15 protein-coding genes are annotated in these 12948 nt (G+C 62.7%); all 15 read left to right on the top strand.

What is annotated here, in order from left to right; genetic code table 11:
• Positions 1–10 precede the first annotated feature (10 nt).
• Entirely contained in the window at positions 11–613 is a 603-nt protein-coding gene (locus tag XALGPE39_RS14845; protein WP_052689975.1) for a hypothetical protein, read from the top strand.
• On the top strand, positions 613–1254 hold the full coding sequence (locus XALGPE39_RS01870) for a head-tail connector protein (RefSeq protein ID WP_045726751.1): 642 nt from the start codon (positions 613–615) through the stop codon (positions 1252–1254). The genes XALGPE39_RS14845 and XALGPE39_RS01870 overlap by 1 nt, the downstream gene beginning before the upstream one ends.
• Positions 1251–1640, top strand: coding sequence for a head-tail adaptor protein (locus XALGPE39_RS01865; protein ID WP_045726750.1), 390 nt, complete (start codon positions 1251–1253; stop codon positions 1638–1640). The genes XALGPE39_RS01870 and XALGPE39_RS01865 overlap by 4 nt, the downstream gene beginning before the upstream one ends.
• A gap of 8 nt (positions 1641–1648) precedes the next feature.
• The gene (locus XALGPE39_RS01860; RefSeq protein WP_045726749.1) at positions 1649–2086 is read left to right on the top strand and encodes a hypothetical protein; all 438 of its coding nucleotides are present in this window, start codon (positions 1649–1651) and stop codon (positions 2084–2086) included.
• Between the two features lie 14 nt (positions 2087–2100).
• Entirely contained in the window at positions 2101–2784 is a 684-nt protein-coding gene (locus XALGPE39_RS14840; protein WP_052689973.1) for a hypothetical protein, read from the top strand.
• A gap of 386 nt (positions 2785–3170) precedes the next feature.
• On the top strand, positions 3171–4736 hold the full coding sequence (locus XALGPE39_RS01850) for a phage tail sheath C-terminal domain-containing protein (protein ID WP_045726748.1): 1566 nt from the start codon (positions 3171–3173) through the stop codon (positions 4734–4736).
• A 12-nt stretch (positions 4737–4748) separates the two neighbouring features.
• Positions 4749–5117: a phage tail tube protein gene (locus tag XALGPE39_RS01845; RefSeq protein ID WP_045726747.1), complete on the top strand. Its 369-nt coding sequence runs from the start codon at positions 4749–4751 to the stop codon at positions 5115–5117.
• Entirely contained in the window at positions 5114–5509 is a 396-nt protein-coding gene (locus XALGPE39_RS14835) for a phage tail assembly protein (protein ID WP_082061803.1), read from the top strand. Before XALGPE39_RS01845 ends, XALGPE39_RS14835 begins: the two co-directional genes overlap by 4 nt.
• A 101-nt stretch (positions 5510–5610) precedes the next feature.
• Positions 5611–7419, top strand: coding sequence for a hypothetical protein (locus XALGPE39_RS01835; RefSeq protein WP_045726746.1), 1809 nt, complete (start codon positions 5611–5613; stop codon positions 7417–7419).
• A gap of 15 nt (positions 7420–7434) precedes the next feature.
• On the top strand, positions 7435–8697 hold the full coding sequence (locus tag XALGPE39_RS01830) for a DNA circularization N-terminal domain-containing protein (protein WP_045726745.1): 1263 nt from the start codon (positions 7435–7437) through the stop codon (positions 8695–8697).
• A gap of 1 nt (position 8698) precedes the next feature.
• Positions 8699–9994, top strand: coding sequence for a phage baseplate assembly protein (locus XALGPE39_RS01825; RefSeq protein WP_045726744.1), 1296 nt, complete (start codon positions 8699–8701; stop codon positions 9992–9994).
• 10 nt (positions 9995–10004) lie between these two features.
• Positions 10005–10643 carry a phage baseplate assembly protein V gene (locus tag XALGPE39_RS01820; protein ID WP_052690248.1) on the top strand — a complete coding sequence of 213 codons (639 nt, stop codon included), beginning with the start codon at positions 10005–10007 and terminating at the stop codon, positions 10641–10643.
• A 27-nt stretch (positions 10644–10670) separates the two neighbouring features.
• Entirely contained in the window at positions 10671–11126 is a 456-nt protein-coding gene (locus XALGPE39_RS01815; protein WP_082061924.1) for a phage GP46 family protein, read from the top strand.
• Positions 11119–12180, top strand: coding sequence for a baseplate J/gp47 family protein (locus XALGPE39_RS01810; protein ID WP_045726743.1), 1062 nt, complete (start codon positions 11119–11121; stop codon positions 12178–12180). The genes XALGPE39_RS01815 and XALGPE39_RS01810 overlap by 8 nt, the downstream gene beginning before the upstream one ends.
• Positions 12180–12794: a putative phage tail protein gene (locus XALGPE39_RS01805; RefSeq protein ID WP_045728886.1), complete on the top strand. Its 615-nt coding sequence runs from the start codon at positions 12180–12182 to the stop codon at positions 12792–12794. Before XALGPE39_RS01810 ends, XALGPE39_RS01805 begins: the two co-directional genes overlap by 1 nt.
• Positions 12795–12948: the final 154 nt, after the last annotated feature.

The raw sequence follows: 12948 nt of genomic DNA, 5'->3' as shown, positions 1-12948 counted from the left end.
GAGTTTTTCCATGGATCTCATCCGCTATTTCGCCGACTTCTTCCACGTCAACGGTGCAGGCGTGCAATGCGTCAAGTACGCCAAGGGCCAGACCTATCCTGCCAATGACGAAACCCTCGCCCACGTCGAAGCCGGACACGCTCAGATCGTGGTGATCGATGTCACCGCCACACGCACCGACACCCCACAGACCGACCAAAGCCTCGCGCAGGGATCGGTGCAGCAACCCACCAGCGACACCGACACCTCCGCACAGACCAGCGCAGCAACGCCGGGCCAAGCCGCTGACAGTGGCACCACTGCCACCGGCATTGTCGGTACCGTCGGCACGACCGCAGCCAATGACCCAATCACCATTGCGCCCACCTCGGCGACAACCCCTTGTGCTGACTCCACCGCGGTTGCGAACCCGACGGCAATCGCCAACACGACGCCCACGGCTGCAACCGACACCGCGTGTGTCACCGCCGATGTGGCAGTGTCTGCAACGGTCAACGCGCAAGCGACGGATGCACCAACGACCGCACCGCAGGTCCCTGCAACTGCACCGACCGATCTGCCTGCGACCACGCCACCGGATACCGCCTCGGCAAGCACTGACACCCCAGGCTGATGCCATTCCATCTGGTGACACCACCGGCGGTGGATGCCTTCACGGGCATCGCCGAGCCGGTCTCACTGGCGCAAGTCAAACTGCACCTGCGCGTGGACGTCGCTGAGGACGACGCGCTCATCCTGGCACTCATCAGCAGTGCCAGGCAGATGGCCGAGACACTGACCAACCGTCAGTTGCTCTCGGCCACCTGGAATCTGGTGCTGGACGCTTTCCCAGGTCCGAGCCTGATTGGCGTGCCGGCAGGTACGACTTACTCCATCCCCGAACACGCCATCCTCATTGCGAAGGGGCCAGTGCAAGCCGTGACGTCGATCGTCTACCAAGACATGAATCGTAATCTCGTCACGCTGCCGCCCACGGACTACGTGGTGACCTCCACCGATGATCTGACACGCATCACACCGATCTTCGGCCAGACCTGGCAACCGACCCTGCCGCAGATCGGCGCGGTCAATGTCCAGTTCCTCGCCGGCTACGCGGACTCCACCCAGGTGCCAGAGGGCATCAAACACTGGATCAAGTTGCGTGTGGACAGCCTCTACAACCAGCGTGGCGAGGTGGCATTTACGCGCGGAAATATGAGCAAGCTGCCCTACGTGGATGCGCTGTTGGACCCTTACCGAATTGTCTTGCTATGAGTGAAGCCCTCCTACTCCCCGATACCGGAGAACTCAATCGGCGCATCGTGATCTACCGCTGGACAGACGCGCCGAGCATCAACTTCAACATCGACGCGCTCTTCGATGCGGCGATTAGCCGTTGGGCCAAAGTCGAGCCCATTCGCGGAATCGCATCACGCATGGGAGTCACCACCGCCGAAGAGCCCACCCACTATTTTTGGGTGCGCTACGGCGCCGAAACGACAGCGGATTACTTTTCGCAAGACCGGGTGATCGAGTACCACCGGCATCGCTATCGCATCCTCGATGCACAAAATTTCCAGGATGCGGACCTTTTCATCCGCATCACCACCAAGGACCTGGGCGCCATCGATGCGATGGTGCTTGGCGCTCCCATTGCCTGAGAACGACCATGGAACACGACAGTACACAGGGACAGATCGCCGGCATACAGCTGTACGTCGGTTTGAAATTCCATCGCACAATCGATTACGACCGCAAGGCCATGCGCCGTGCCTTGGTCAAGGGCGCAGCCGTCGTGCGCAAGGAGGCGCGCACCCTGGTGTCAGCACGGGTGGTCTCCGAACCTGGCGAATTTCCCGGCCAAGTGACAGGCGCCATGCGTCGCGCGATTGGCGTCATCGGCAAGGGCTCCAAGGGCGGCTGGATCAAGGTGGGCGTGCGTGCCATCCCCGGCAACTTTTATTACCCGGCCGTGCTGTTCTATGGCAGCACGACACGCAACATCCGCGCGCGCGGCAACTTCATGACCACCGCCCTGGCCAATCGCGGCAACCAGATCCGCGAACAAGTGCGTGATGCGCTGCGCCAGGCGCTGCGTCCTCGCTGAGACACGCAGACGCCATGCAGCTCGAACGCATCGTCGCGCAATTGCGCGCGCTGTGCCCATCGTTTAGTGGCCGGGTGGCCGGCGCTGCCCAATTCAAGCCGGTGCAAGAAGCCAGCGCACTGCCGGTCCCGTGCGCCTTTGTGATTCCGCTGGACGACAGGCCCGAACCTCCGACGGCCCTCAACGCCGTCGGACAGGACATGACCGACAGCTTCGGCGTGATCGTGGCACTGGATAACCGGACCGACGAAAAGGGACAACATGCCTGCGACGGTGTGCATGCCATCCGAGCCGAAATTTGGCGTGCCCTGCTTGGCTGGATACCCGGCCCCGTCAACACCGTCAATCCAGCCACCGATTACAACGGCATCTTCTATGAGGGCGGTAGCTTGCTGGCGATGGATCGCGCCCGACTTTGGTATCAGTTCGAATTCGGCGCGCACATGTGGATTGGTGCCAGCGATGGTTGGGAAGCTGGTGCATTGAGCACCTTGCCCACCTTCGGCACCGAGGATGCTCAAGGCCAATGGTTACCCGGCTCCGCCGTCAACCTCGAAGTCGACGTCGGCACGCCCATCTTCGATCCCACCGCCACCTATCCGACCAACCCCAACAGCGATCTCGCACAGTCCACCGTGCGCGCACCGCGTGAGCGCGGTCCGGATGGGCGCGTGGAATTCAACCTTTCCGTTCCGTGAGCTGATCGCAAAGGTCTGCAACGTTGTTCATCACCGCCCGCCACGGCTGCAGGTCGTCGCGGGCACTTTGCATTGGAGCCAAATATGTACGCCATTCCCAAACCGGGCCGCTCAGTGCCCATCCCAGGCACACGCACCCTACTGCCGGCGACAGGCCAAAACATCGGCCCGGTGACCCAATACTGGCAACGCCGACTGCACGAGGGCGACATCACGCTGAGCGAAACACCGCCAACGCTCGCGCCAGCAGGCGATGCGGCAAAGAGCGCCGCTGCAACGACCGCTGCTGCGCCTACTTCAGTCGCTCCCTCACCCACTGCGGTATCGACTAACACTCCACCACCACCGGCCACCGCTGATGCGGCCAGCGCTTCTCAGAGGACGACATGAGCGGCATTTCTTTCGAACACATCCCCTCCAACCAGCGCGTGCCGCTGTTCTATGCGGAGATGGACAACAGTCAGGCCAATCTGGGCGGGCAAGCACTGAATACGTTGCTGATCGGTCAGATGTTGTACTCGGGAACGGCGACACCGAACACAGCCGTCTTGGTCACCGATCCGAAGTCGGCCATGGTCCTGTTCGGCCAGGGTTCGATGCTGGCGCGCATGGTGGCCTTCTATCGCTTGCAGGATGCCGGTTCGTGCAACCTGTGGTGCATTGGGGTGCGGGACGACCCGGCGTCCACCCCGGCCATGGGTACCATCGTCATCAACGGCCAGGCCACTGCACCAGGGGCCATCGCCCTGTACATCGCCGGTCAGCGCGTCAGTGTCGGCGTCCAGATGGGAGATAGCACCACCGACATTGCCACCAACATGGTCAGCAGGATCAATGCCACCGCAGACCTGCCGTTGACCGCCTGGATCGGCGAGAACTCCGATGCCATACACCCGATGCCATCCATTGTCGAAAGCTCGGCCGTGGTCATGCTCGGCAGCAAGTGGAGCGGGCAAAGCGCTAATGACATCACCATCCTCGACTCCTTCCTGGGCTGGAGTGCCGGGGAAAGCGTACCGGCGGGGGTGAGCCTGGCCTATTCCGGCCCGACACTGTCCGGTGGATTAACCGATCCGTCGATGGTCACCACCGCCATCCCCGGCATGGGCGATGACACCTACGACTTCATCATCCACCCCTATGCCAATGCACTAGCACTGACTGACTTGCAACTGGAACTGGACGACATCACCGGCCGTTGGTCCTACGCCAAGCAGATCTATGGCCATGCCTATAGCGCCCTGCGCGGCACGCTCAGCAATCTGGTCGCCTTCGGCATAACCCGCAACGACCAGCACCACACCCTCGCTGCCATCGATGCCGATTGCCCCAATCCCTGCTGGGAATACGCAGCCGCTTACGGTGGCGCCAATGCCGTGGACATCGCAGCCGATCCTGCGCGCCCAACGCAGACCACACCGTTGCTGGGACTGCTTGCACCGCGTGCGGGCAACCGCTTTTTGTTCGAGGACAGGCAGGCGCTACTCAACTTCGGGATCGCCACCAGCTTCGTTTCTGGTGGCCAGCTTCGGATAGAGCGCGCCATCACCACCTACCAGAAAAACAGCTTCGGCGCCCCCGATAGCAGCTATCTGGATTCGGAAACCCTGCACACCTCGGTCTATGTGCTACGTGCGCTCAAGAGCGTGATCACCTCCAAGTACCCCAGGCACAAGTTGGCCGATGACGGCACCCGCTTCGCCGCAGGCCAGGCCATCGTGACCCCGGCGGTGATCAAGGGCGAGCTATGCGCCATCTACGGCCAGATGGAATACCTGGGCATCGTCGAGAACCTGGACACCTTCAAACAGCACCTGATCGTCGAGCGTGATCCCCGCGATACCAACCGCATCAATGTGCTGTTCCCGCCGGACTACGTCAATCAATTGCGGGTGTTCGCGGTGCTGAACCAGTTCCGCCTGCAGTACCCGACCAACCAGATCGTGAACTGACAGGATTCAGCCATGGCACAACGCATTGCAGGCATCTGCTTCATCAAGATCGACGGCGCACAGTTCGAAATCTCCGGCGACATCGAAATCCCACTCACCGAATTTAAGCGCGAGGCCGTCATGGGCCTGTCCGGGCCGGCTGGCTTCAAGGAAACGGCACTGGAGCCCTACATCAAGGTGCTGGCGCTGTTCACCCCGGATTTCCCGGTGAACACCCTGCGCACCAACACCACCCTCACCGTGACCGCTGAACTGGCTAACGGTGTCGTCTACACGCTCTCCAACGCCTTCGTGCGTGGCGAGCCAAAAGCCAAACCGATTGAGGGCACGATCGAGATCGAATTCTCGGGAAGCCAGGGACAATGGAGTAACAACCAATGAGTCATCCAATTTCGACGCAAGAATCTCTCACGCTTCCCCTGAGCTACGCGGTGATCGCACACGGCGAAGAAATCGATTGCCTGATCCTGCGCCATCCCACCACGGCCGATGTGATCGACCTCGGGCAACCGATGCGACTGCTCCCCGGCAATGGCATGGAAGAGCCTGCCGTCGAAGTGCGGATGAATGTGGTCGCCCATTACGTGGCGCGACTGGCCGCCATTCCACTGTCCAGCGTCAAAGCACTGTCGCTGGGTGATTTTGGCCGCGCCACGCAGGCGGTGCTGGGTTTTTTCGGGGAAGACACAGCACCGCCGGATCGAGTGAGCAACTCACCGAACGCGTCTTCGAAGTCGCCTGGTTCTTCAAGACTTCCCCGCGCCACGTCCTGAGTTTGAGCCTGGCCGAATTCGAACTGTGGAACCAACACGCCGAGCGCATCGCCCAGCGCCTGCAGGACAGTCCGTGATGCCATCCCAATACACGCCCCATCATGTCTGATCGTTTTGAACTCAAGGCCATTTTGTCGGCCAATGCGCAAAGCCTCATCCATGCGCTGAAGTCGGTCGAGGCCCCCGCACAAGCCGCGCGCAAATACCTCACCGATATCGGCAAGTCCGCCTCCGGTCTGGCGAGCAAGTTTGGCTTGCCCATCGGCATCGTCGGCGGTCTGGCGGCCGGTTTTGGCCTGGCCAAGGTCAAGGATGCGGTGCACACCTATGCCGAGTTGGGCGAGGCCGTGCATCACGGCGCCACGCGCGCTGGCATGAGCGTGGAACAGTTCCAGCGCATGAAGTACGTCGCCGAACAAAACGGCGTGGCGGTCGAACAGATGGAAGGGGCCATGGGCAAACTCAACCTGACCCTAGGACGAGCGGCCAACGGACGGGGCAAGGAAGCGGCCGCACTACTGACCCATCTGGGCATCGCCATGCACGATGCGTCCGGTCAGTTGCGTTCGGGCATGGGCGTGCTGCCAGAGCTGGCCGACGCCTTCGTGCGCAACGAAAATCCCGCCGTGCGTGCGCGCATGGGGATGGCGCTGTTCGGGAAGAAGTGGCAGGAAATCGTACCGCTGCTGGAGGCCGGTGGCGAAGGCATCGAACAAGCACAGGCGCGCATGTCCCGCTTCAAGGGCGTCATGAACGAGGAAGACATTGGTCGCTCGCGCGAATTCGCCAAATCGCTGCGCGATCTGGAGATCGTCAGTAAGGGTTTCCAGATCATCATTGCCAAGAACCTGGTGCCGGCGATCAAACCGCTGCTGGATGGATTCAACGACTGGATGGCGGCCAACAAAAAACTGGTGTCCGCCGAGGTCGGTCGCATCGCCAAGGACTTGGGGCGCGGGTTGTCCAGCATCGACTGGCGCGGCATGGCCCGCAGTGTGCTGGCGCTCGGACACGGCATTGGCAAGCTGGTCGACTTCGTCGGCGGCCCGCGCAATGCCCTGATCGGTTTGGCGGTCGTGATGAATGCCCAGACCATCATGGCCCTGGGCGGTCTAGTCGCCTCCGTCGGGCGCGCGGGGATCGCGTTGCTGGGGATGGCAGCCAGAGCCTATGTCGCCAGTAATGCAGCGCTGCTGTCGATGCTACGCATGGGACTGGGCGCATCACAGTTGGTCACTGGTCCGTTGGCGCTCTTGCGCTCGGGCTGGACACTGCTGACCACCACGACCGTTTCCATGAGTGGCCTGATGTCCAGCGCCTTTGCCCTGGTCGCCGGTGGCATTCGCGCCGTTGGCGCCGCCATGATGGCCAACCCCCTCGGCATCATCCTCGCCATCGCCTCGGCAGCCTGGCTCATCGTCGAAAACTGGGACACGGTGAAGGGCTGGTTCAACAGCTTCTGGAACTGGATCAAGGCGCATGGCGAACTGATCCTCACCTGCCTCGGTCCGATTGGCTGGATCGCCAACACGATCATTGAACACTGGGAGCCGCTCAAGACGTGGTTCGGCGATTTCGTCAGTTGGTTGTCGGACAAATTGAGTTGGATGGTCGATGCGGCCAAGTCCGTCGGTCATGCCCTCGGCATCGGCGCCGAGGACCACGCATCGGTGGACCCCGCGCCCAGCCGTCCTTCCCGAGGCACACCCTTTTCGGCGCTGGCATCCCCCGTTGCCGGCGACCGGCCCTCCTTGCTGGGGAAATCAGCCGGCACCTCCAAAGTGGAGGGCCAGGTCAACATCAAGATCGATGGTCTGCCCGCCGGCTCGCGCGTCGAGCAGGTTCGTGGCGGCACCATGCCGATCAATGTCGATGCCGGTTACAGCGCGCATGCGCTGCTGATGCCATAGCGCTGGACGACTCTAATGGCCAAGTATTCCGACTCCCTGCATCCGGCCTCCTTTCGCGGGATGGCGTTCCAGGTCAATGGCGCCGACTGTGGTGTCGGTCGTCGCGTGCAGATCCATGAGTACCCCCAGCGCGACACGCCCTGGGTCGAGGACCTCGGCCGCGCCACCCGCGAAATCGCCCTGGACGCCTTTCTGATCGGCACCGACTACATCGATCAAGCCAATGCCTTACTCTCCATGCTGGAAACAGCCGGACCAGGCACGCTCGTGCATCCCTGGCTGGGCACGATGCAGGTGTGCCTATCAGCACCGGCACGCGTACGCTTCGATGCAGCGCTGGGCGTGGCGACCGTGTCCCTGTCCTTCGTCGAGTCCGGCGACCTCACCTTCCCCAATCCGACTCGCTCCACCCAGGCAGCCAGCCGGCTCGCTGCCGATGGACTGGCCACGGCGGCGATCCAAGATTTCACGGACAACTTCACGGTCGCCGGCTTCCAGAGTTTCGTCGCAGCAGCCGCCCAAGGACAACTGGCCACCATGCTGGGTGTCGTGGGAGCAGGCCAGAGCGCGCAAGTGCTGACGAATTTCTCATCCGAAGCCAACTCGCTCGCCAATCTGGTTACCCAGGCGGCCTCTTTCCTGCGCAATCCAGCAATGCTGGGGCACACGCTGCTCACTGCCTTCGGCATGTCCGGCAGCGCAGGCACCGTCGCGGCCTGGTCCAACGTGGTCAAGTTGCTCACCACAACGGTGGCGTCGAAATCCATGCTGGCACGCCCCACGATCATCGCGGCCACACCCTCACGCCGACAGATCGATACCAATGCCGGCGCGCTGTATAACCTGGGTCGACAACTGCTACTCGTGCAGGCCGTGGGCATTTCGTCCCTGGTCGGCACCGAGCAGGACAGCGTGCAAGCCGGCATCAGCCAGCCGCAGGGCAGCACGCCGATCACCCCACAGCAGGTCACCCAAGACAGGATGCTGGCGGCGCGCGACACACTGCTCTCCACCCTCGACGCCGAAATGCACCGCTGCGCAGACGCCGCCTACGAGGCGTTGCAGACAGCCAGCGCAGCGATCTATGCGGACTTGACGACACGAGCGCAGAGCGCGGCACGCCTGACATCCTGGACGCCACCGGAGACGATGCCAATGCTGGCCCTGGCCTACGAGTTGTATGCCGATGCCTCGCGCGATGCCGAGATCCAGTTACGCAACGGTATCCGCCATCCAGGCTTCGTCCCTCCAAATGCGCTTTGCGTGATTGCAGCCTGACATGACGACCCGTGATGCAGGCGATCCGGTCGGTCAGCCGGAGAATCGGGTGCGTCTGGTGGTGGGAGGCCAGGACTTCAGCGGCTGGAAGAAGATCCGCATCGAAGCTGGGATCGAGCGACAGGCGCGTAGCTTCGAACTGGAAGTCACGGATCGCTGGCCAGGATCGACAGCAGCAGCAACGGCGGACACGGCTCCACCACTGTGGCGTCGCATCCGTCCTTTTGACGCCTGCCAGGTTTTCATCGGCAACGACCTGGTACTGACCGGTTATGTCGATGCCACCCCGATCCAATATGACGGCCAGCGCATCAGCGTCACCGTCAAAGGCCGCAGCCGCACCTGCGATCTGGTCGACTGCTGCACGCCCGATACCGGCCGCGCACCGACCGCAAGTCACAGCCTGTGGGCAGACGTCAAAGGCAAGGACGGCAAGACCGGCACCGTCGTGACGCCGGCAGCGGCCAACACCAACGTCTGGCGTAACGCCAAACTGGAAACCATCGCCGCCGCGCTGGCCGCCCCCTATGGCGTGCGCGTGCTGACCGAAATCGATACCGGCGCGCCGATCACCGAACACCACGTCCAGATCGGGGAAACCGTATTCGAGAGCATCGACCGGTTGATGCGCCTGCGCCATGTGTTGTCCACCGACAATGCCCTGGGCGATCTGGTGTTCATCGATGTCGGCAGCACCGGCACTGCCACCACCACGCTCGAGTTGGGCCAGAACATCCAAGACGGCAGCTGCGAACTCGACTTCAAGACGGTGATGTCCAGCTATGTCGTCAAAGGCCAGCGTGCAGGCAATGACGGCGACTTTGGCGTCGATGCCAACGAGGTCCAGGGTGACGATGACGACATGGCCGAATTGGAAGGAGGCATCGCCGACACCGGCACGCCGGTCACCGCCAGTCTGGCCGATGCACGTTCCAAACGCTTCCGTGTCCTGGTCCTCAAGCAGGCCGGCCATGCCGATGCCGGCACCTGTCAGGACCGCGCGCTGTACGAACGCGCACACCGCGCCGCCAAGGCGCTCGAAACCACGTACACGGTCGCCGGCTGGCGCCAAGGTGACGGACAACTGTGGATGCCGAACCTGCTGGTGACTGTGCGCGACGCGCTGATCGGCTTCGACCAGACCATGGTCATTGCCGAGGCGCATTACCTGCTCGACGAAGACGGACTGCGCACGCAGCTGCGTGTCGGTCCCCCCGATGGTTACCGCTCCAAGGCGGCCAAGTCAGGCAAAGGCATCAAGCACGGCGGCGCCGACACCTGGGCCGATGTGGAATGAGACAGCACAGATGATGGAGTTCAACCGTCTGATGGCGCCCTATGCCAGGCGGCTATCGAACATGGTCGCCAGAGGCACCGTGTCCCTGGTCAACGCGGCGAGCAAGATGCAAAGCCTGCAACTACGCCTGCTGGCCGGCGAATCCAAGGCCGACGTCGAGCATTTCGAGCCGTATGGCTTGACCAGCCATCCTCAGCCCGGCGCCGAATGCATCGCCCTGTTCCTCGATGGAGACCGCTCCCATGGCGTCGTCATGTGCGTGGCCGACCGACGCTATCGCGTTAAAAGCTTGGAGAGCGGCGAAGTCATCCTGCATGACGACCAGGGGCAATCGGTCTACCTCATGCGCAATGGCATCAAGCTGACCGACAAGGCCGGATCGACCGTGGTACTGCAAGGTGACGGCAGCGGGGTCATGACCTTCAACGCCGGCCTCACGATCAATGCCAACAGCAAGGTGGTCGGAACGTTGGACGTCACGCAGAACATCACCTGCGAGGCCAGCATCACGGCGGCACAAGATGTCGGCGATCAACGCGGCACCAAAACCATGGTGGGTATGCGTGCGGTTTTCAACGGCCACACGCACAGCGGCACCGACAGTCACGGCGACAGCTTCACCAGCAAACCGCCCAATTCAACGCAATAGACCCACGTCCACACCATGCGCGACGCCATGCCCCTGACCGCCGTTTTTGGCGGCCAGACAACCCCGCTCGGCCTGCTCCAGGACATCGACAACGACAAGGTCCATCCGTTGGTGCGCGCCGTCCTCATCAGCTTGTTCACTTGGCGACGGGCCAATGCCGACGACACCTTGCCCGACCCGCGTGGCTTTCGCATGGGCTGGTGGGGCGACACCTATCCCGTGGTGGCCAACGACCGCATCGGCTCACGTCTGTGGCTGCTGGCGCGCGCCAAGCTCACCCCAAGCACGGTGCAACGCGCACAGGACTACGCCGAAGAAGCCCTGCAGTGGCTGATCGAGGACGGTGTCGCTGCGCGCATCGCCGTGCGCGCCGAGCGCCAGGATCTGTCCACGCTGGCCCTGCAATGCACGCTGTTCGCCGCCGATGGCAACGCCAACGCCGTGCTGAGGTTCGACAACCTCTGGAGTCTCTTGAATGTTTAACCGTCCCTCCCTGTCGGACCTGATCAATCGCACCACGAACGACGTGTTCCAACGGCTGCAGCAGGACAACGTGTTGCGACGCGCCGACGCGCAGGTCTACGCCCGCGTCCTGGCGGGCGTGGCCCATGGGTTATACGGTTTTATCGAATGGATCAGCCGCCAGATCATCATCGACACCGCCGAGGCCGAGTTCCTCGAACGCTGGGCATCCATCTGGCGCGTGCAGCGCCTGACCGCAACCCCCGCCACCGGCACCATCACCTTCACCGTGGCCCCGAATGCAGCAGACATTCCGGTCGGAACTCTGGTGCAAACGCTCGATGGCACACAGTTCCAAACGACAGCCGACATCACAGTCAGTGGGCTCCAGGCCACGACCAGCGTCACCGCAGTCGTCCCGTCCGCCGCCAGCAACAACTACGCCGGGCAGACGGTCAATCTGGTCACCCCGGTACTGGGCGTGCAGACCACGGCCGTCCTCGGCGCGCTGAGCGGCGGCGGCGACCGCGAGTTAGACGATAGTCTGCGCGAGAAACTACTCAACCGCATCCAAAAACCGCCGCAAGGCGGAGATGCCAACGACTACGTGCAATGGACCCTGGCAGCACCCGGCGGCGGTGCTACACGCGCCTGGGTCGTGGCCGAACAATTCGGAGAAGGCACCGTGGGCGTGGCGTTCGTCTGCGATGGAAATGGCACCGGCGCCGCGATCCTTCCCTCGACCGCGCAAATCGCAGCCGTGGCGACCTACATCGACACGGTTCGCCCGGTCACCGCACATGTGACGGTCTATGCACCGCTCGCCGTGCCGATCAATTTTGCAATCGCAGGATTGAGTCCCAACACCCTGGCGGTTCAACAGGCCGTTGTGGCCGAGCTGACCGATCTGCTCGCCCGTGAAGGTCAGCCCGGCGGCACAATCCTGCTGTCGCACATGCGCTCTGCGATTTCCTCTGCAGCCCAGGAATGGGATTACGTCCTGCTCACGCCGATCACCAACGTCGTGTTGCCGAGCAGCCAGATCCCAGTCATGGGCAAGGTGGCATGGCAGTGATGCAACAGATCAGCCAGCCACTGAACGCCGCCGACTACCTGGCATCGCTGCAAAAACTTCTGCCCTATGGGCCAGCCTGGACCGATGACCCCGACGCGGCCATCACCCGATTACTGACCGGCCTGGCACAGGAACTGGCACGGTGCGATGCCAGCAGCTGGCAACTCATCGAGGAGGCCGATCCGCGCACCACCGATGCATTGTTTCCCGATTGGGAACGTGTCGCCGGCTTGCCCGATCTGTGCGTCACCTCGCTCAGCGGTCAACAGACGCTTGCACAGCGACGGACCGCCCTGGTCTCACGACTCACCCAGATCGGCGGCCAGTCGCGCGCCTACTTCGTGGCCGTGGCCCGCACATTGGGTTCCACCATCACGATCACCGAGGGCTGGCAGGCCATCGACACCGTCATCTCGCCGGTCAACAACCCGCTGACCAATGGCCGCTGGGTCTACACCTGGACGATCCACGCACCGCTCGGGGACACGCGCAGGACGCTCACGGTCAATGGCCGTGTCTGCGATCCGCTGGCGACCTGGCGCAACACATTGCTCGAGTGCGTGATGCGGCGGCTCAAGCCCGCTCACACCACGCTGCTCTTCAGCTACACGTAGGAGATCACATGGACAACCGCGTCTGGGAGGCCAATGCCGCCCAAACTCCCCCCGTTCTACCCGCCAATCCGTCAATCGGTTATCCGACCGACGGCAATCCGACCACCAATACACCGGCAACGACACCTGGGGATTACTGGTTCTATCAGGTCAG

It is taken from the genome of Xanthomonas sp. GPE 39 (genome assembly GCF_000963005.1).
Classification (GTDB): domain Bacteria; phylum Pseudomonadota; class Gammaproteobacteria; order Xanthomonadales; family Xanthomonadaceae; genus Xanthomonas_A.
The sequence above is the reverse complement of the archived record's forward strand: the minus strand, read 5'-3'. Positions and strand labels throughout refer to the sequence as shown.